We start from the raw sequence: 20,204 nt of genomic DNA, 5'->3' as shown, positions 1-20,204 counted from the left end.
ACATGCTGCAGGCATCGCCGTCATCATTTGTTATTTTGCCCGCTGTCGCCAAAATTGTCTGTGAACCGGGCTGGAAGTGGCAGAAACGGGAAAAACCGATGCAAAACTATGATTTATTTTATGTATGGAGTGGTGAAGGAACGCTTGTACTGAATGACCAGTCGTATGAAGTTGGCAAGGGTAGTTGTTTTTTGTTCAGGCCAGGAGATCATCCTACTGCAACACATAATAAGCAAAAACCGTTGGTACTTACGTATATTCACTTTGATGTGGACGTGCCTGTTGCTGACGTTCCCCAGTCCTATCGCGAGGTACAGGAAACGGTGGAGTTTGAGCACTTGCTGGCACGTTATGTAAGACTGTTCTTATCAGATGTGTACGGACGTGATGAAGAGAGCCGATTGATTCTGAAACAATTGATGATTCATTTGCTGCGCGCTGATACGGAAGAACCTGTGGAGAAAAAGGTGAGCAACCAGTTGTCCGATGTCATCCAGGAGGTCGCCAATTATGTGCGTCAGCATCCCGGGATTACACATCGGGTGGAAGATCTGGCTGCGCGGGCTGGCTTATCGCCCCGATACTTCTCGATCAAGTTCAAGGAACTGGTGGGCTCATCGGTGCAATCTTATATTATCCGCATGCGTATTGAACGGGCGGAACATCTGCTGGTGCATACCGGCATGAATGTGACCGAAGTGGCGGATGCTCTGGGCTACCGGGATATTTTCTTCTTCAGTCGTCAGTTCAAGCAGTATACCGGCAAAAGCCCGTCCGAGATTCGTTAAAATTCTGATGAGAAAAACAGGAAACCGTTTCAAGTCTGGAATGCAAGGGTAATTATCTAGCATTCCAGATGACCAAAAGGGGGAACTTGTGATGAACGGAAAACGTCGGGTCCGCAACCGGGGATGCTCTACGAAGGGATGCAATATTTTCCGGAACCGTCTGCGTCGCTTCAAACCGGCAGAGGACTTGCAAGATGTGTGGTTTTGAGGAGAACTCAGCAGACCAATAACGACGGAGCGAAGCTTCGTATTGCATGTATATATGGATGAATATGAATTCATAAAGAGGATGGCGCAATACCTGGTTACAGGTGCTGCGCCATCCTCTTTATTTGCGTATGGACTCATTAGTTCTTCGGTTTCAAACGACCAAGCAATGCGCCCATTTTGACAGAATCGCCTGGCTGTAAGCCCGGGTTTGGTTCGAATGTGCCACTCTGCGTCAGCAGAACAACGGTGGAACCGAATTCAAAATAGGCCAGATCATCGCCTTGTGCCCAGGTACTTATGTCCGTATCAGCATATTGTATGCTACTCACGTTCATCGCACCTACTTTGACAACTGCCACTTCACCGTAATCATGTGCGATATACGTAATGAGTCGTTCGTTTCGACTAAGCACGGATCTCATATGGGTCAGGCCAAAGTCATTCACGGGATAAACTTTGCCTTTGATGTGTTCGCTCTCTATTTTGCGGCCGCTGACAGGTGCATGAATGCGGTGATAGTCGCGAGGGCTGAGATAGAGGACGAACCCGTACCCGTGCTTGTACTTCTCCAGATGGGGAGAATGGTTTAATAATTCAGCAAGTGTATAATTTTGTCCCTTAACATTCAGGAGTGTCCCTGCAGATATTGGACCGGCTGCCGTAATCTTGGCATCTACCGGGCTGATCAGTGCATGCTCTGAAAGTTCCAACGGGCGCATGCCCGGCTTTAATTTGCGGGTAAAGAAATCGTTCAGTGAACGGTATTCCTTCCAGTCTTTCTCGGCCTCCTGAACAGGGATGTCGTAGGTCCGGACAAAATAAGGGATAAATGCCTTACTTCCCCGGCTTTTGGAGAAGGCTCCCACGGTCCGGGAGATCCATTTGCGCGAAGAAAGCTCGGTCATTAATCGCAACAGCGTTTTTGCCATGAATATCCCCCTTAGGGTTAATGCGAACTTCAAGGCCGGCAAGACCGGCCGTTCTGCATAATATTGACACAGAATGCACACGAAATCAATATAGTCTCCTATCGTATGTCTGCGGTTGTCTCGGAATTCTTGAATTCTGTTCCAGCAGCAGACGCCCATAAGCCATCGGTTTGCTGTACGTTGCCTTCCAGTGTTCCGACATTCCCGCCTTGCGAAAACCGTAACGCTGATCCCGTCCATTGCATTCAATAAAATAGATCTGGCCGCTGCGCGTTATCCCGAGATCAAGACCCAGATCAGCCAGATGTGGAAGACTGGCCGCCAGGTTTTGGGCAATTCGAAGGGCAACGAGTCCGATTCTGTATTCCAGTCGAGCCAGGTCGAAGCCAGATTCCCCTAATCCAAGGGCCTCTGCGAGCTTCATGACTTTACCGCCCTGGGCGATATTGCTGACAAACGTATGGGCAGGAGCCGCTTTGGCAAACATGCCTGTTATTCCCCAGAGACCATCGCTGCCACGTTGTACAGATACCCGCAAATCTACCGGCCTGCCCTCATAACGTACCAGTGGGATACGCTCTTCAATGAGGTAGGCATGGCGAAAGATCCGCCTTAGGGTGGCGGAAGGAAGCTGTCCTTTGCTCAATCGGAAGGTAGCCCACCCTTTGCGTGCCGCCTTCGTCTCACAGGTTAGTTTCCACTGTCCATCTCGCTCAAAGACTCGCAGAATCCCATGACCGATGCTACCGCTGCATGGTTTGATGACGAGGTCATCATATTGTTCCATCATATAGGCCAGAGACTCTGGCGTAGCTTTGACTGCACGGGGCAGGTGTTCTCGCAAGGCGAGGTCCTGATGAAGCATGTCATGAATGTGATCTTTACGGTACCGGTTGCGAACGTTGAATACCTGGATACCCTGCAACATCAGCTTGGTGATCTGATGCTGTTCCGTCCGGCGAAGCTGGAGTGAGCGGTTATGAATGACGGAGGGCAGTGGCATGCGCTCGCGAACATATCTGCCTTCTTTTTTTACATAGGCAAGACATGTTTTTTGATCCGAATCGATATCTTCCAGCCTCAAAAAGCAGGGAGTTAATCCATAACTGGCCGCTGCCTGTTCATAATTCGCGAGTGATTCCTGACCGGTCCTTCCGGCCGGTATCCCCCGGTACATGCGTGAATCGAACATAATGCCGATCGTTTCTTGGAGCATGACCGTTCCTCCTTCGATGTTATCGCGACCATGGATCGTCCATTCATGGAATGCCGGCCTGTCACCGCATGGCTCAGACATCGCGATAACGCAGACCGGTGTGTAAGATGCATCGCCAAGCACTAGTGCTTGCTCAGGGCGTGTCTAAAACTCTGAAGGAAGCAGGTTTTGCCGAATCTTCGTTCCAAGCAAGGAAGTTTTCCGCAGGCGTGCCGGGGCACGTCAAGGGAAAGTGACACAGCAGGGGGCGAAAAGACGGTGAAAGATGCATTTCAGCGAGTTTTCAGACACGACCTAGATATAATATCCTATGACATGACTGGGACGGGGGCGTGGACAGCCGCCTTTCCTCTGCTGCCCTGACACGCCTATTTCCACGAAGATCATCGAACCTTCCTGTCTTGACGCCTGTACATTCGTGCTCTGGAATCCGCAAAAGTCATAAATGAAGTGGCAGATGCCCATATGGAAGCATATGATGCCGGAGACGAACGTTAGAGGAAGGAGCAAGCTGCATGAGTAAAAATGGCAAAAAGAAGGTTCCGACGCCGAAACTGCGGCATGTGAGCCCGAAATACAAGGAATTGGAACTGACTGATCGCCGGGCAGACAAGATGAACTCAGGTTTCACTGTGAATAGGGAAGAACGCTTGAATACGAATAAAAGGGATTCGAGAGCTGTTCAGGAGTCGGAAGAATTCCTATTCGACTCAATGGAGCTACCTTCTTCAACAAATGAGCTGGAAGAGTTGGAGATCGAAGCCGAAATCAAGCCGGAACCCGTAGAGTCTGATAGCAAGGAAATCGAGACAGAAGATAGCTCGGATAAGCAGATTCAGGTTAGCAGTGTGGCTCCGCTTGTTCTGGAAGAAGAGGTGGGTATCATCAAGCAAGAAACAACAAACAAGGACCGGCTGCAGATCCTGAACCAGAACCAGATGCCGGGTCATACCGGACATTACATCTACACGGACGACTTGAGTGAATTTGCTGTTACGGAGAGCAAATTGGCTCCTTTCTCTGTAGATGCCTCCAAGCTGAAACCGGATGCGGTCGGCAGTGAAGCATTGCAGGATTATGCGGTGACCAGCATTCACATTGCAGACGGGGCCATCGTTTCAGCGAAACTTGCGGAAGCGTCTGTATCTGAGGAGCACCTGATTGACGGTTCTGTGTCTGGTCACAAAATACGGAATGCTTCTATTGCAGGCGAGAAAATCAGAGATGGCAGTATTACTTCTCAGAAGCTTGGTAACCAGGCCATCGATTCGGCTAAAATTGCCGACGGTTCCATCAGCACAAGACATCTCAGCCGCATGCTGGTAACGGAAGAATTAATCAAAAATCATGCCGTAACTGGAGACAAGATCGCGATTAGCGGGGTGGATACAAGGCATCTCACGGGAGGAGCTGTGAATACCTCCAAACTGGCTGACGATGCAGTGACTACATCCAAAATTCGGGAAGCTGCTGTCACAGGCAGCAAAATCGAAGAACACTCCATCGAGTCTCACCATATTCAGGCAGGTGCTGTTAAACAGACACATCTGGCAGAAGGGTCTGTCGGTCGTTCACAACTATTAAATGGCAGTATTGGAAGTGACCAGATAGAGGATGGATCCATACAAACAAGACATTTAGCTGAGGGTTCACTAACTGGAAGACATCTGCTGGACGGTTCAATCGGATCAAGTCAGATTCGAGCTCATTCCGTTGGCAAGGAGCAGATTGGTAATGGAGAAGTGGGCAGTGAGCATTTGACAGAAGGTGCAGTAACCAGTAGCAAACTGGCAGACCAGTCTGTTGGAACAGCAAAATTGCTGGAACAGTCCATTACGGCATCCAAGATCTCTGATCAGAGCGTAATTTCTTCCAAAATTGCGGATGAAGCCGTACAGGGTAAACATCTTGCCAAAGGGTCCATTCGTGCGGAACACATTGCAAATCGGGGAATTACGCCGGTACATGTGGACAATTCCGCAATTCACTCTATTCACATTGCAAGTGGAAGCATCGAGGCAGCTCATCTATCTGCCGGAAGTGTGTCCGGAGACGCTCTTGCAGACGACGTGGTGTGTGAGCGGCATCTTGCAGAGTCGGCCGTGGGTACGTATGAATTGCAGGATGGTGCCGTTACAGACGTTAAACTTGCGGATGGAAGTGTGACAACAGAAAAGCTTGGAACGGCATCGGTGAGTAGCAGAGCGCTTGCCCCGGGAAGTGTTATATCCTCGCATCTTGCGAGTGGTGGAGTCACAGGGATACATCTGGCTCCAGGCAGCGTGGGTTCCGAGGCCCTGAGACCTTATGCAGTGAAATCGGAACATCTGACAGAACATGCCGTAGGTGTACCTCATCTTCAGCCGGGTAGTGTTGAAACGGATGCGATTGCACGGGCCGCGGTCACCACAGACAAATTGGCTATTGATAGTGTAACTTCAGCCCAGCTGGCTGGCGGGTCCATTTTTCCGCCTCATCTAACAGATCATGCGGTTACCTCCCCCAAGCTCTCACCAGAAAGTGTTGCCACAGATAAACTGGCGGATTTTGCTGTCACGTCAGCTAAACTGGCAGACGGCAGCGTGACTTCTTCCAAGATTATGGCAGAGAGTATTAACGCCAAACATATTCCAGCAGGAACCATTCGCGGATATCACCTGAAGCAGCATGCCGTTTCACTGGAACATTTGTCGGAAGAAATACGCTCGCCGGAATTATTTGCTGATGGCAGTATTACCGGCAACAAACTTCAACATGGCTCCATAAGTGCGGACCATTTGACAGCAGACTCGGTATCCGGGACAGAACTGCAACAGGCTGCTGTAGGTAGCGAGCACTTGCAGCCATCCGTTGTACAATCCGTCCATCTGGCTGAAGGCAGCGTGAAATCTGACCATTTGGGGACTCAAGTAGTGAGCTCACAGCATCTGAAGCCAGACATCATTCATGAGGAGCATATTGCTGAACAGGTGGTCACATCGCATCACTTGGCACCTGGATCTGTCGAAACAGACCATCTGGCACCTTTATCCATTACAGCGGCTCACCTTCAGCCAGGTTTGATCAGTGGCTTGCATCTTCAGGCAGAGTCGACAAGTGCTGTTCACCTACAGCAAGGAGCTGTGCATTCCCGTCATATTCAAGATGGTGAAATTCTTCCTCATCATATCCATGAACGCAGCATCGGAACATCTCATCTGGAAGAAGAAGCGGTAAGTACGATTATTTTGCAGGATGAATCTGTAACACGCTCCAAACTAGCAACGGGTAGTGTGGATGGCAGCAAATTAGCCGCAGAAAGCGTATCGGCTACTCACCTTGCCAATGAAAGTGTGCAAACCCATCATATCCAAGAAGGAGCAATCCTTGCTGATCATATTCAAGAGTGCAGTATTGGCTCAGTTCATCTGGATGAGCAGTCTGTAAGTGCAGTTCATTTGCAAAATGGATCTGTAACAAGTGCCAAACTGGCGGATGGCAGTATCAACGGCAGCAAATTGCTTGAAGGAACCGTATCGGGGGTTCATATTGCGTCCGAAAGTGTGCAAACCGGGCATATTCAGGCTGGGGCCATTCATGCTGACCATATTCAGGAGCGGAGCATCGGCACAACCCATCTGGAGGAGGAAGCAGTAAGTGCGATTCACCTGCAAAATGGATCTGTCATCAGTGCCAAACTGGCTGACGGCAGTGTAACCGGCAGCAAGTTGATCGAAGATGCGGTGTCGGGAATCCATATCGCTTCTGAAAGTGTGCAATCCCGCCATATCCAGGCAGGAGTAATCCTTGCTGACCATATTCAGGAACACAGCATTGGCATGCTTCACTTGGAACAGGAAGCAGTAAGTGCCATTCATCTGCAAAATGGATCTGTAACAAGTACCAAGTTGGCCGACGGCAGTGTAACCGGCAGCAAGTTGCTCGAAGGAGCAGTATCAGATATCCACATTGCAGACGATAGTGTGCAATCCAGTAAGATTCAGGCAGGAGCCATTCATGCTGATCATATTCAAGAGCGGAGCATCGGCACAGCACATTTGGAAGAGGAGTCTGTAAGTGCCATTCATTTGCAAAATGGAGCTGTAACGAGTGCCAAACTGGCGGATGGTAGTATAACTGGCAGCAAGTTACTCGAAGGTACGGTATCCGGGATTCATATCGCATCGGAAAGTGTGCAATCCGGGCATATTCAGGCAGGAGCTATTCATGCTGGTCATATTCAGGAGCGAAGCATCGGCACAGCCCATCTGGAGGAGGAAGCGGTAAGTGCGGTTCATCTGCAAAATGGGTCCGTCACAAGTGCCAAATTGGCTGACAGTAGCATTAGTGGCAGCAAATTGCTCGAAGATACTGTATTGGGGAGCCATATCGCGTCGGAAAGTGTGCAAACTCGCCATATCCAGGCAGGAGCGATCCTTGCTGATCATATTCAGGAGCACAGCATTGGTACGTTCCATCTGGAAGAGGAAGCAATAAGTGCGGTTCATCTGCAAAATGAATCTGTAACGAGTGCCAAACTGGCGGATGGCAGTGTGAGCAGCGACAAACTGCTTGAAGATGCGGTGTCGGATGTCCATATTGCCAATGGAAGTGTGCAATCGCGTCATATCCAAGAGAAAGCCATACATGCTGACCATATTCAAGAGCGAAGCATTGGAATCTCCCACCTCAAAGCCGAATCGGTAAGTTCGATTCATCTGCACAATGGTTCCATAACAAGTGCCAAAATGGCTGACGGCAGTGTGAACGGTAATAAATTGCTTGAAGGTGCGGTATCGGCTATCCACATAGCAGACAAAAGTGTGCAAACACGTCATATCCAGGATGGAACCATTCTTGCTGATCATATTCAGGAACGCAGTATTCGCACAACTCATCTGGAAGAGGAAGCAGTAAGCGGGATTCATCTGCAAAATGGGTCTGTCACCAGTGCCAAATTGGCCGATGGCAGCGTGAACGGCAGCAAACTGAGTGAGCAGAGTATTACCTCTAATCATTTGAATGCGGGGATTGTAGGTCCAGCGCATCTGAGCGAAGAGATATGGAATGCGATCCGTCAGTTCAGTGGAGAAACGCTGGAGCAACTGGCAACTATCAAAAGACAAGAGGGATTGCTTCAACCAGAAAATGAAGGTGTACAGCAATCACAGCAGGTAATCGTCGAGGCAATACCGGGTGCTGGTCTGGAGCAACAACAAGAGCTGGTATCCCAAACAGATCAGCTTGGCGAACTACCGGCAGCTTTGTTCACAACAGAGCCGGCAGAACAGGCTCAGCAACCACAGCTTGAACAGTCACAGGAGATCGCTGGAACTACGGAGTTTATGTTAAGTGAACAATCGATTAAACAGGAGCATCTCTGTGATGATACCGTGGGCAGCAGCCAGTTGCAATCGGGGGCAGTTCAAGCCAAACATCTGGCCTTCCAGCCCGTTCGCAGCGTAAGCAAACAACCGGTTGTACAACAATTCGGAATGGAAGCTTTTGTACTGCCAGAGAGTGAAGTATGCACAGAGGTAACTGTTGTTTTTGAAGAATCATTTGCTTCAGAACATTATGTGATTGTGGGCATGAGTAATGATCGGGGATTCCAGATTTCCTTGCTCTCGCAGAGTGAGGATGAAGCGGTACTTGAAGTGTCACGTACAGCAGATTGCAAGCATACGTACGGATTGTTGTCATGGATTGCTGCGGGACCTTCGCAAGGATAGTGCAGGATTGTATCCGTAATAAACAAATGACAAAAGCGGTGTCCAGGGTTGTCCGGGACACCGCTTTTGATTGATATCAGCTTAATCCGTTCGGACGGTGAGGGGTGTCTGAACGTTTTGTTACCATTAGGATGAGTACATTATAAGTTGAACTACAATAAAATAAGATTTTACAGGCCTACAGCTTGATACGCTTTGGTAATAGCAGTAGCTTCAGCGGAAGTTGCTCCGTACAGATCTTTGGCTGCTTGAATGGTAGCTGTTTTGGCAGCGGCAAATTTGGACGTTGGTGTCAGGTAGTTCACCAGTGTGCTGTAGAAAATCTGGATCGCTTTATCCCGGCCGATTCCGGTAACAGTCACACCATTATGTGTTCCGCCTTGAGCAGCAAGGAAATAGGCTTTATTGATGATACCACTGTTGATATGGACACCGCCGTTGTCCTGTGAGCCTGTGTAGCGATCGCTGTATTTGTCAGGTTGACCATACAATGTAGGGTTGGAGAGGGAGCGCAGCGCATCTCCTGGAGTGTTAGGTGTGTAGATATCATCACCGAGCAGCCAGTTTTTGCTTTGGATCGTATTACCGAAAATATCGGCAAAGGCTTCATTGAGTGCACCTGGTTCATTGCGATATTCCAGATTGGCTGTATATTCAATAACACCATGCGTCAATTCATGACCCACAACATCCAGATCACCAGACAGGGATCGGAACATCGTTCCATCTCCGTCACCAAAGACAATCTGTGCCCCGTTCCAGAAGGCGTTATTGTAATTGGAGCCGTAGTGCACGGTTGATCTGATCAACAATCCGTTACCATTAATACCGTTACGGTTGAATTTGTTTTTGTAGAAATCATACGTAGCAGCGGCATGAGCATGAGCATCTACACCTGCACGATCGGTCCATACATTATCCGAATCTGTAAGCAAGCTACCAGGCAGTGAGGAGCCATTGTTTGCCGTATACGTTTGGATGCCATTGCCACGAGTGGTGTCTTTCAGTTGGAAGGTGCTGCCGGATTGGGTGGTTGTCAGGGTTTTGGTATCTCCAAGTACACCTGTACCTGTTCCAGTAGCGAAGTTAATGAGGTCAAACTGGGATACGATACTGCCATCCACTGCGTTAATGAAATATTTGGTCCGTAGAGGGGCAGGTTCCAGTACGTTTACTTCCGTAATGTAAACCAGATACGTCTGACCATCTTCTTCATGATGATAGATGTTCAATTCAGCTTGAGGTGTGATTTCCGCGGCACCAAGCTCTCCAATCCGGGAGGTTGCTTCTTCGGTTGCAATCTGGATCGCGTCTTCTCCGCTGATCTCGGCTACACCATCATTTGGAATGGCCTGCTCTTCAATCGGCGGAAGATCGCCAAGTGCGGAGCTCACGGCTCCGGTTTTGTCCAAGTGGACCGTCTGTTCTGCACCATAAACCGGGATACCTTTAATATACTGTTTCAGGCGGAAGTGTCTTACGCCAGATGTATCTGTGTTTCTTTTGACAATTTTGAGCTGGGATTTCACATCGGAATTCAGAAATTGTTCCTGCTGTCCAAGATAATTAAAGATAGTGTCATCTGTTCCACTGTTCAATGGAATACCCTCCTCAGAGGCATAAGGGGCCTGAAGTGGAATGGATTGATCAGACACTGGAGCTGCAGTAGCAGAGGACACGGAAGCGAGCAAAAGAGCTCCTCCAAGAATTGTTGGCATAACTTTGGCAAATTTCATAGTAAACTCTCCCATTCTTAAACTTATTTTTGGTTGGAAAATGTTCATGCCAGTCTCGGTTGGAATTCCGTCTGCAACTTGGGCAGCGCGGAGCGTGGGGCTAGACCTGAAGCGTGGAATGAGACAAGAAACGATTGGAACAAAATCGGCTTGGCCTTAGCTCGGGAAGTGTTAAGCACGACACCAAACAAAAAGGATAACCGTTTATTCAGTTCAACCCGAAGGTTTAATCGTCTATTGTGTTCCTCTTTCAGAAAGCCGGGGGTTGTTCAATTGCGCAGGTAGAAGATACGTTCACGGAAAACTGGGGTGTTCAATCCGGGTTTGCGTAAATGACAAAGGCAGTGTGTTCTGAACGGCATCACTCCTCTCAAGAGTAGAATGTATCTGCTTAACAAGATCTGTGAATGAGGTCATAATCTAATCAACCTAAGGTCAATAAATTGATTTAAAAAATATAGGGGAACTTATGTTCACCACAAGGTTATTTTTGTAAACAAAACTGCTTGGAACGTATATTATCACAATGTAAAACTTTGGAAAAGATACAATTTTAGATTTTTGTTAAATTTGTGTCTGAAGTAGGGGAGAGGTAGCGTTTTTCACATATTTTGACGTATTTTGTCTAAAAGAAAGGCCTGTACCCTCGTGTTCACAGGGAGAACCTGCTTAGTGCAAGGACAAACGCCGTTTCCACTGCTCCACGAATACATAGAATAACGTGTACTCCCTTGGCATGCCGATGATCGAATGCGGGAGGTGAAACTGTTGCGCAAAACCCGTACCACAGCACGTTATGCAACCCGAACCAATGTGACACGAAGAAAAACAGTGCTGAAGAAACGAAGATGGAAGTCTGGACACAAAAAGGGTACAAAGGCCTATACGTTCGTTATTCCATCCAAACAGCTGATGTCACAGGCTAAGGATGGAGGAGAGAATGGAGCGGAAAATGGCATGAGTGATGCTCCTTCACACAGAGATGTTTCTCAGGGACCGATGCTCTCGGTCATTATCCCTGCTATGAATGAGGAGAAAAGGATTGGTGCAGTTGTCCGTGAAGCGCGGCGGATATGCCGTGATGCTGAAGTGCTTGTCGTTGTGAATGGTTCAACAGACGGTACGGCAAACGCAGCCAAACGGGCTGGAGCACGAGTGTTCACGTATGCCGAAGCACTGGGGCATGATGGAGGACGAAAAGTAGGCGCAGCGGAGGCGCGCGGTCAGGTATTGTTATTTACTGATGCAGATATCGCAATTCCCGCAGAGCACCTTGCCCCTTACGTGAAGGCTGTGCTGAATGGAACGGATGTGGCGCTTAACGACTACCATGGGCCGGTCACTCATCATCCTGTTCATCCGGTAGTGGAGGCCAAACACATGTTGAACAGCATACTCGCAAGATCCGATCTCCGGGGGGCATCCATGACAGCTATTCCACATGCAATAAGCCGAAAAGGACTTGAGGTCATGGGGATATCCTCACTGGAAGTTCCACCACTTGCACAAGCCAAGGCAGTGATCGGCGGACTTCGGGTACGCGCTGTTCATCACGTACCTGTGGGTAGAATGAATGCAGTACGAATCAAAAAGCGAAGCGGACCTGATCCGCTCAGTCAAGTGGTACTGAATGATCATATGGCAGCGATTAAGTGGATTACGGATACGCTCGGTCCCCGCGGAGGTTATACCGATCTGAAACGTGTTCGCAACCTGGCGAGGTAAGCATGTCGCATCGTATGATGCAGCATGCTGGAGGTGAGGAAATGAAGGGACGTTCAGGGGTTGTCCGCCGCAGGCGGACAACAAGTAGACAAACGACAGCAGGAAGAACAGTAATGAACAAGCGTCATAGGAACAAGAAACATGTAGATATTCAAAAAAAAAGAAGAAGCCGAGCAAAGTCTGGCCCAGTAAATCTGCACTTGATGTGGAAAGCGGGGCAAGTTGCAGGAAGCGAGGCAAAGGCGAACAACACAGTATCAGAAGAACATGCACGTCTCGTATGGAATGCACACGCGGCAAACGTTGCGGAGCTAAGCAACTTCGAGCTAGCTCTGAAGGCAGGTAAGGCATTTATGCAGGGTTATACTCAGGCCTCGGGACATTCATTCCAGATCGTGCCGCTACCTCTTCGTCATTCGGCTGTTGCCGTTGTCTGTGCCTGTAATGAGGAACACACACTGGGGCAGGTGTTATTGCAACTAAAGCGGCTGCCTCTGACGGATATTATTGTGGTACTGAATGGAACGACAGATGACAGTTTGAAGCAGGTGCTAAGGCAGCCGGGACTTACAGTAATCTATGAACCGGATCGGGCAGGACATGATGTGGGCCGGGCACTTGGAGCCAAGATGACGGATGCGGAGACGGTACTTTTTGTGGATGGAGATATGGTCGTATCGGCTGAACAGCTTGCACCCTTTCTGTTCGCGGTTGATCGGGGACAGGATGTGGCGTTGAATAATCTGACGTCTTTGCTGCCTGCGTTTGCAGGGCAGGATGAGGTAAGCCGGATCAAAGCATATCTGAACCGAACATTAGGCAGGGCAGATCTGGGTTCCAATTCCATGACAGCCGTGCCTCATGCATTATCTCGTCGTATGATTCAGACCGTGAAGCCAGCATCACTGGCCGTTCCACCTAAGGCACAAAGTCTAGCTATTCAGCATGGAATGAACGTCTCGGCACCAAGTCAGGTGGATGTTATTCGTTCCAATCGGTTGCGTCCTGGTAACACGGGAAGTGGGAATGATGTCGCCAAATTGATCATCGGAGATCATCTGGAGGCACTGGCTACATTGCTGGGTAAAGGTTGGAATCCAGCCCAGGCACATACACTCTCCCGTGTAGAAGTCGCTTACAGGAGGAACGCCTGATGACACTGACGAGTATGATTATCCCAACTTACAATGGGCTGGATCTGATCAGGCCCTGCATCGATGCCATACGTCAATACTCGGGCGATCCTGCGTCATATGAAATTATCGTGGTAGATAACGGTTCGACGGATGGAACGGCTGAATATTGTGCGCTGGAGCGAATTCGATTTGTAAGGTTCCCGGACAATCGGGGGTTTCCGGCAGCGTGTAACGCTGGACTTCGTGCAGCTTGCGGGGATGAGTTGTTGCTGTTGAACAATGATGTTACGGTCACGCCCCGTTGGCTGGAGAACCTGCGAACGGCTCTGTACAGTGACGCAAGTATTGGGATCACGGGTCCTGTTACGAATTATGCAAGCGGCATCCAGCAGATTAAACTGCAGTTTCGGGACATGGAACATTTTCAGGAGTTGGCCAATTCCAATAATGTTGCGGATTCTTCAAGGTGGAGGGAAGTACGCCGGATCGTCGGTCTGTGCATGCTGATGAAACGAGATGTCGTGGAATCAGTTGGACTGCTTGACGAGGCATATTCTCCGGGACACTATGAGGATGACGATTATTGTTATAGAGCAAGATTGCAGGGATATCGCCTGCTGGTATGTGGAGATGTTCTCGTGCATCATCAGGGAAGTGCCAGCTTCCAGAAGACAGATCCGGTAGCGTGGAAACAGCTGCTTGAGCGTAATCGTTCGATTTTTATGAACAAATGGCATGTCGATCCGCTTGAATATATGGACATATCCGATGAAGGAGGGAACGTGGAATGAAAGGTGTAATTCTTGCCGGCGGAACAGGAACTAGACTGTATCCGCTGACCCGGCTCATTAACAAACATCTGCTTCCAGTCGGTAAACATCCGATGATTATGTATGGCATCGACAGGCTCCGTCAGGCAGGCATTGATGAACTATTGATTGTGATCAACAAACCTTCCGCCGGGTTATATACAGAGTATCTTGGTGGGGGAGCGGATCATGGGGTCAAGTTGACTTATCGCATTCAGGAAAAGGCAGGCGGGATTGCGGAAGCGTTGGATCTGGCGACCACATTTATCCTTCCTGGCGAAAAATTCGTTGTGCTTCTCGGTGATAATCTCTTCAGCGATGATCTGAAGCCTTATGTGGATCGTTACATGCAGCAACCTGCTGGTACAGCACGAGTTCTGCTCAAAGAGGTGGATGATGCACGACGTTACGGGGTGCCTGTTTTTGATTCAAAGCATCCAGAGCGAATCTCGTACATTGAGGAGAAGCCAAGCCAGCCGAAAACCTCTTATTGTGTGACGGGCATATACATGTATGACGATCATGTATTTAACCTGATTCGCAACATTGCGCCGTCTGCGCGCGGAGAACTTGAAATTACGGATGTGAATAATCACTACGCGTCTGCTGGCGGACTGGAATACGACATTTTGCAGAAATACTGGAGTGATGCAGGTACATTTGAATCGCTCCAGGAAGCAGCTGTCCGTATGAAAGGACAATTGCCCTAAAATATATGCGACTGATGCTGCCGCTGTGCGGTGCCCCATGGGAGCAGAACACTCTGCGCCGGAGCTGGAAGGATGCTCCGGCGCTTTGCGCAGCGACAATCCTCGTGCATGCCAAAGGAGGGAATGGCGTGAGAGTAGTGACACGCACCGGGGCCGCTAGGGCCTCCGTGTCGGGTAAACCCCGGGGCATCCACCCGGCCGTATTTATGGGCAGTGGCACTCCGGCAGCAGCAGGTACAGGGTCTGCTGGAGTCAGAGGTGTGAAGTCAGGGAAACGTAGTACCCCGACTAAAGCGGGTACATCTGCCGGCGCAGCGCATAAGGTCGGTGCAAGGAAAGCGAGCAGCACAGGCAGTGCTGTTGGCAGAGCAGGCAAAGCTGGCCGTGCGAGCGCGAACAAAGCGGCAAGAGCTAGCCGCACCGGCAAAGCAGGCCTGCGCCGGGCCACTGCTGGGCGCAGGCCTGCATCCGCGCGGGGCCGGCGTGCCGCTGCCCGCGCCAAGCAGCGCACGGCGATGCGCCGTGCGCCCATGCCAGCACCGCAAGCCAGCACGCCACAGGCGATGCCTACCAGCGGTGCTGGCCCCGCCCCGCGCCAGGCGACACACCCGAAGGGTGTCGCCCCCGCGGGGCGGGGAGGCGCCTGCCGGCGCGAAGGCGGGCAGCGCGAAGGGCTCGCCGCCTCCGCCCGCGGAGCACGCAGTGCAGGCGGAGGCTGTGCCCGGCGGCTACGCCGAGGGCTACCGCGACGGCGTATTCGCCGGCGGGGAGGCGCTGGTGGCGCAGCACATCCCGCCGGATCACATTCTGCCTGCCGTGGCGGCGGCAGATCTGATCGCGGCGGGATTCCGCCAATACGCGCCCAGCCTGGCCCGGCTGTCCAGCCCGCATGAGATGGCTGGACACATCACGGCGGCGCTGGATGCGCAGCGCCCCTTGTCTGTCGTTCGCCTCGGAGATGGCGAACTGCTCACGCTGGCAGCCGATACGGTGCTGCCAGGTCAGGAAGTGCAGGAGCTGGCACCGTTTCTGCCCTATGCAGGGGTGCCATGCTCAACCCCCGACATCCGCGCGATGCTTGCGGAAGCCATACAGGCCGCCGACTGGGTTGGCGTGCCGATCTCGCGGGCGCCGACATTCCAGGGGTTGTTATTCCCGGTATTACGCCACTTCGGGATCGACTGGTCCCGGCTGAAATTGACCAGTTCCACGATCAATTACAGTCTGCATCAGTCTGGCCTGGTGTTGCCCTTACTGCAAGGACGGCGGGTTCTGCTCATAGGCAGCCAGGCACCGGAGCTTGCGGCACTGCTGCATAACCGGGGGATTCATGTCACAGGCATCATTGGTTCTGTGGCAGGAGTTATGGATATTCCGAGGGTGATGCAGCAAACCGCAGAACATGCTTTTGATATCGCGTTGGTGGCGGCAGGAATTCCGGCGGTCATTCTGTGTCGGCGAATTGCAGGTGAACTCGGCAAGGTCGCTCTGGATTTTGGACATTTGGCTGACAAACTGGTAACAGGAGAGCTTCAACTCTAGTGGACGTCCGGGGGCTGGTTATGTGCGTGTTAGCCTCACGGACAAGTGGAAATGGAGGGAGCAACATGAGCACACCCGATCAACAGCGCGGGGAAGAACGTCATAGCCGTAGCAACAAGGTTAAGGCTCGAAACGTAGTCCGTCGAAAGGGTCACAGTCATCTGAACATCATTCCAAATATCAGCACTCGCAGTGAGAACAGCCGCAGTGAAACCAGCAGGAATGGCAGCATAAGCAACGAAAAAAAAGCGGCCCGCCGTGCCACACAACACGATGTCTCGCGATCTGACATGGCAGTCCTGCATGCAGCAGGTCGTCGCTCAATACGGAAATCCAGACGTAAAGGCAAAAGCAGGCGCACACCCAAAGGCGCCAGGCTCTACAAACAGGGGTATACCAGAGGATACAACGAAGGTGTCCGCCAGGGACAGAACTCGTTTGGTCTTGTTTTTGAAGGAGTTAGCATCATTATCCCCACGTACAATCAGCGGGAGTATGTGCTGAAATGTGTGTCCAGTATCGAGAAGCATACCCCTGCTCCCTACGAAATCATTGTTGTGGATAATGCCTCAAAGGATGGAACTGCCGAGGCGATGCTCCGCAAAGGCGGCATGGTGAGGGTGGCTGCCCTGGATAAGAACCGGGGGTTTGCTGGAGGTGTCAATCATGGGCTGATGATGGCGAGAGGACGACATATCATCGTGCTGAACAACGATACGCTCGTTACTCCGGGCTGGCTGGATAACATGATGACTTGTCTTGCCAGTGATCCGAAGATTGGTGTGGTGGGTCCGGTGACCAACTATATTGGCGGGGATCAGCAGATTGAGGTTCCGTACCGTGAGGTAGAAGAGATGTGGTCTTTTGCCGCCACACATAATCGTCCGGATGCAGACAAACATCGAATAACCGATCGACTGGTCGGATTCTGCTGGCTGTTCTCACGGGAGCTGCTGGAACGGGTAGGTTATCTGGACGAAGGGTACACGGTGGGCAATTTCGAAGATGATGACTGGATCATCCGGGTGAAGCTGGCAGGATACCAACTTGCGGTAGCCGGGGATGCTTTTATCCACCACTTTGGAAGTGTCAGTATGAAAGCCTTGGGTGAGCAAGACTTTGCTGTAGTGAATAAGGATAACGAGCAGTTTTATAGCCAAAAGTGGGGAGATCCCCATGCGCTGGTTGCCGAAACCTCCCGCTTGGCTAGACAACAAACCTCTGGTACACCATCCGGTCAACAAGAGGATGGTGACACAAACCCAATGGATCCGCGTCAGCGAATCTCAACGCAGGGCAGCCAAGATCAGACATTACAGTTCAGACACAGTTATGACTTCTACCCGGAAGGTTCGTTCCTGTCCGATGCCAAAGGAGATGTCTATACTTTAAACGGCGGACGGCGGCGGAAGCTGAATATCCCTGTACCGCGTGGAATATCTCCTGTTCAGGTTGCCAAACCGGACCTGCTCGCCATTCCTGCCGGAGAAGCACTGATATCAGCGGGGGACGTGCAAGGATGGCCGAGGGAATCACAACAGGTGCATACGACAGCGGTTCATGGTTCTCACAATGGCTGGGCAGAAGGAAGTATTGTTGCCGCAGTGGATGCACCCGAGATTCGATATCAGATCAGCGGAGACAAGCGGAGACGATTTGTATCGGTCTATGCGGCAGAACGTTGGGGTGTACATTCTGGGCATATTATCAGCGTGTCTGCGGACCAACTGAATGCGATGGAAGAAGGCTGGCCCATTATCGCCCCACCTCAGCTCTTGAACCCCGATCTGTAATGTCAGGCGATCTGTTTATGCGAATCAGCAGCATGATGCGGAATGGAAGATGTAGCGGTACCCTGTGTAATCGCTCTGATTCATTCCGCATCCGAATATTACATATGAGATGGTAACTATATAATTTGAACTAAAGATTATTTATACTGACACTACGATGACAGAATAACCTTCCAATCGCTGTTATCCCCAGATTTTTTCGATCCCCTTTCTCAAGGGAAAATCCGGGGATAGCGTATGCTTCCGAGGCAGCTTTCTTTCAGAAAGCTTTTAGGCGAAGTGTATGCTTTCGAAGTAGCTTTCTTTCAGAAAGCTTGTAGCTACGCTTTTTCAGGTTTTTTCTGTCCTCTCCGTTATCGTATAAATGATTAGTTCAACTTATATAGACCACTTAAAGTAAAGCGATTGAGGGAGGATGCGGGATGAAGAATTCTATAGTCAGACAAGCCGAACAGATTGCCAGTGAGTTTTTGCTGGAACAAGTAAAATGCTCACATCATATCGTGGGTAAAGGCTTTGTTAATCAGGTCTGCTTGGTGGAGACAGCAAGTCATAAAGTGGTTGTACGCATGAACGATCCAGATACATATTCTACCTTTGTGAAAGAAAAATGGTGCATCGAACAAGCGGCGAGTGCCAGTATTCCTGGGCCAGAGACATTGTCCGTTGGGGTCAACGCTGAACATGCCTATATGATTCAAAAGTATGTGGAAGGGGACAACGGGTTGGACACAACAGTGCCCACGTCCGTGATCTGGAGGAAACTTGGAGAGTACACAAAACAGTTTCAATCCATCCCGGTGAATGGTTTTGGAAGGGAAATGCACGATCACGTACAAAACGAATTTTACTCTCCCCCTCATGCAGGATCAGATGGCAGTTGGCAAGGATATGTGCAATACAATATCAATAGTCTCACGGAGCAAGATTCATTGATTGAGCTTGGTGTCATTACGATGAAGGAATCACAGCTCGTAAGGCAATGGTTCGAACAATTGAAATTGCAAAAGTTCCGCTTTGGTTTATGCCATGGTGATCTCTCCTTGAAGAATACAATCCTAAGTTCAACGGGTGAGATTACCCTTCTGGATTGGGGGAATGCGGAGGTCACCGTCGTACCGTATGGCGATATCATTCAACTCATGCAATGCCAGCTACGGGGTGAGGGCCCTGATAAGGAAGAATTGAAAGCGTTTTTAGAAGGATATGGGACAAGTACACAAGAGCAAGAGCGCGAACTGAATCAAGCGAGCCATGTGTTGTTATTGAAAGCTTTTGATACCTTGAGGTGGGCTATAGATCGAAGTCCGGACCAGATCGAGTTCTACACTGATTTAGCAAAACAAGCTTTTAAACAGGTTAAGAGGGGACAATAGTGATTCATTCCTGTAAAATAAGCCATCTTTCAAATTTATAATTTAATCTTTCTATTTGGTTATAGGTTTATTCTATTAGCAGATCCATTGACGCAGGAAGGGCACAGGAGTACATTTAGAGCCATAATTCTTATTTAACAGATAGGAATTGAAGGTCTAGGGCGTTCATATTAAATCGCCCAGATCTTGATCTTAAAACTAATCAGGAGGTATGTCGATGTCATCATCAACCAAAAAAGTCGTGCTGTGGAGCAAAACAGGCTGTCATTTCTGCGGGGAAGTGAAAGCATTTCTGACAGAGCGAAACCAGCCTTTTGAGAACATTGAAGTGCAGGGCAATGACGTGCTGCGTGATGTGCTTGAAGCAAAATATGGCATTCGGCATGTACCCGTTATTGAAGTGGGAGGGGACGGCAAGTTTGAAGCCTTGCTGGAACCTGATCTGGAGAAGCTGGCTGAACTTCTGGCACGAGCGGACGAAGCGGCAGCAGTCTAACGGGAGTTGATATATACCTTTGGAGCA

13 protein-coding genes are annotated in these 20,204 nt (G+C 50.1%); 10 read left to right on the top strand and 3 right to left on the bottom strand.

All coding sequences use genetic code 11. The features are described from left to right. Nucleotides 1-2 precede the first annotated feature (2 nt). Nucleotides 3-788, top strand: coding sequence for an AraC family transcriptional regulator (locus MKY01_RS26060; protein WP_036605807.1), 786 nt, complete (start codon nt 3-5; stop codon nt 786-788). A gap of 347 nt (nt 789-1,135) precedes the next feature. Here the strand turns inward: MKY01_RS26060 and asd are convergent, their stop codons facing one another. Both asd and MKY01_RS26050 read right to left on the bottom strand, forming a co-directional pair. Then, nucleotides 1,136-1,927, bottom strand: coding sequence for an archaetidylserine decarboxylase (asd, locus tag MKY01_RS26055; protein WP_036605808.1), 792 nt, complete (start codon nt 1,925-1,927; stop codon nt 1,136-1,138). An 85-nt stretch (nt 1,928-2,012) separates the two neighbouring features. Continuing rightward, complete coding sequence (locus tag MKY01_RS26050; protein ID WP_047841262.1) at nt 2,013-3,143, bottom strand: YheC/YheD family protein; 1,131 nt, start codon at nt 3,141-3,143, stop codon at nt 2,013-2,015. Nucleotides 3,144-3,658: 515 nt separating this feature from the next. On the opposite strand from MKY01_RS26050, the gene MKY01_RS26045 reads away from it, so the two are divergent. Continuing rightward, nucleotides 3,659-8,854, top strand: a complete 5,196-nt coding sequence (locus MKY01_RS26045) for a WIAG-tail domain (RefSeq protein ID WP_339284190.1) — start codon at nt 3,659-3,661, stop codon at nt 8,852-8,854. 170 nt (nt 8,855-9,024) lie between these two features. Here the strand turns inward: MKY01_RS26045 and MKY01_RS26040 are convergent, their stop codons facing one another. After that, nucleotides 9,025-10,590 carry a M4 family metallopeptidase gene (locus MKY01_RS26040; RefSeq protein ID WP_036673412.1) on the bottom strand — a complete coding sequence of 522 codons (1,566 nt, stop codon included), beginning with the start codon at nt 10,588-10,590 and terminating at the stop codon, nt 9,025-9,027. 768 nt (nt 10,591-11,358) lie between these two features. Between MKY01_RS26040 and MKY01_RS26035 the strand changes: the two genes are divergently transcribed. From MKY01_RS26035 to MKY01_RS26000, 8 genes are all read left to right on the top strand, one after another. After that, on the top strand, nt 11,359-12,315 hold the full coding sequence (locus MKY01_RS26035) for a glycosyltransferase (RefSeq protein ID WP_339284187.1): 957 nt from the start codon (nt 11,359-11,361) through the stop codon (nt 12,313-12,315). A gap of 41 nt (nt 12,316-12,356) precedes the next feature. Next, the gene (locus MKY01_RS26030) at nt 12,357-13,469 is read left to right on the top strand and encodes a glycosyltransferase family A protein (RefSeq protein ID WP_339284185.1); all 1,113 of its coding nucleotides are present in this window, start codon (nt 12,357-12,359) and stop codon (nt 13,467-13,469) included. After that, nucleotides 13,469-14,242: a glycosyltransferase family 2 protein gene (locus tag MKY01_RS26025; RefSeq protein ID WP_047841258.1), complete on the top strand. Its 774-nt coding sequence runs from the start codon at nt 13,469-13,471 to the stop codon at nt 14,240-14,242. The genes MKY01_RS26030 and MKY01_RS26025 overlap by 1 nt, the downstream gene beginning before the upstream one ends. Further along, on the top strand, nt 14,239-14,970 hold the full coding sequence (locus tag MKY01_RS26020) for a sugar phosphate nucleotidyltransferase (protein ID WP_339284183.1): 732 nt from the start codon (nt 14,239-14,241) through the stop codon (nt 14,968-14,970). Before MKY01_RS26025 ends, MKY01_RS26020 begins: the two co-directional genes overlap by 4 nt. An 894-nt stretch (nt 14,971-15,864) precedes the next feature. Next, nucleotides 15,865-16,512: a GT-D fold domain-containing glycosyltransferase gene (locus tag MKY01_RS26015; RefSeq protein ID WP_235193929.1), complete on the top strand. Its 648-nt coding sequence runs from the start codon at nt 15,865-15,867 to the stop codon at nt 16,510-16,512. Nucleotides 16,513-16,577: 65 nt separating this feature from the next. After that, on the top strand, nt 16,578-18,305 hold the full coding sequence (locus MKY01_RS26010) for a glycosyltransferase family 2 protein (RefSeq protein ID WP_339284181.1): 1,728 nt from the start codon (nt 16,578-16,580) through the stop codon (nt 18,303-18,305). Between the two features lie 422 nt (nt 18,306-18,727). Then, nucleotides 18,728-19,681 (top strand): aminoglycoside phosphotransferase family protein, encoded by a 954-nt coding sequence (locus MKY01_RS26005; protein WP_339284179.1) that lies wholly within the window; start codon nt 18,728-18,730, stop codon nt 19,679-19,681. 217 nt (nt 19,682-19,898) lie between these two features. Then, complete coding sequence (locus tag MKY01_RS26000) at nt 19,899-20,177, top strand: glutaredoxin family protein (RefSeq protein ID WP_036605813.1); 279 nt, start codon at nt 19,899-19,901, stop codon at nt 20,175-20,177. The last annotated feature ends 27 nt before the right edge of the window (nt 20,178-20,204 follow it).

This window comes from Paenibacillus sp. FSL R5-0486, from assembly GCF_037975155.1.
Taxonomy (GTDB): Bacteria; Bacillota; Bacilli; order Paenibacillales; family Paenibacillaceae; genus Paenibacillus; species Paenibacillus amylolyticus.
Note: the sequence above shows the minus strand (reverse complement) of the source record. Positions and strands in the feature narration are given on the sequence as shown.

What these genes read in the sequence shown, in the direction of transcription:
- MKY01_RS26060 (WP_036605807.1), top strand. Translation starts at nt 3, where the DNA reads ATGCTGCAGGCATCGCCGTCATCATTTGTTATTTTGCCCGCTGTCGCC.
- asd (WP_036605808.1), bottom strand. Translation starts at nt 1,927, where the DNA reads ATGGCAAAAACGCTGTTGCGATTAATGACCGAGCTTTCTTCGCGCAAA.
- MKY01_RS26050 (WP_047841262.1), bottom strand. Translation starts at nt 3,143, where the DNA reads ATGCTCCAAGAAACGATCGGCATTATGTTCGATTCACGCATGTACCGG.
- MKY01_RS26045 (WP_339284190.1), top strand. Translation starts at nt 3,659, where the DNA reads ATGAGTAAAAATGGCAAAAAGAAGGTTCCGACGCCGAAACTGCGGCAT.
- MKY01_RS26040 (WP_036673412.1), bottom strand. Translation starts at nt 10,590, where the DNA reads ATGAAATTTGCCAAAGTTATGCCAACAATTCTTGGAGGAGCTCTTTTG.
- MKY01_RS26030 (WP_339284185.1), top strand. Translation starts at nt 12,357, where the DNA reads ATGAAGGGACGTTCAGGGGTTGTCCGCCGCAGGCGGACAACAAGTAGA.
- MKY01_RS26025 (WP_047841258.1), top strand. Translation starts at nt 13,469, where the DNA reads ATGACACTGACGAGTATGATTATCCCAACTTACAATGGGCTGGATCTG.
- MKY01_RS26020 (WP_339284183.1), top strand. Translation starts at nt 14,239, where the DNA reads ATGAAAGGTGTAATTCTTGCCGGCGGAACAGGAACTAGACTGTATCCG.
- MKY01_RS26015 (WP_235193929.1), top strand. Translation starts at nt 15,865, where the DNA reads ATGGCTGGACACATCACGGCGGCGCTGGATGCGCAGCGCCCCTTGTCT.
- MKY01_RS26010 (WP_339284181.1), top strand. Translation starts at nt 16,578, where the DNA reads ATGAGCACACCCGATCAACAGCGCGGGGAAGAACGTCATAGCCGTAGC.
- MKY01_RS26005 (WP_339284179.1), top strand. Translation starts at nt 18,728, where the DNA reads ATGAAGAATTCTATAGTCAGACAAGCCGAACAGATTGCCAGTGAGTTT.
- MKY01_RS26000 (WP_036605813.1), top strand. Translation starts at nt 19,899, where the DNA reads ATGTCATCATCAACCAAAAAAGTCGTGCTGTGGAGCAAAACAGGCTGT.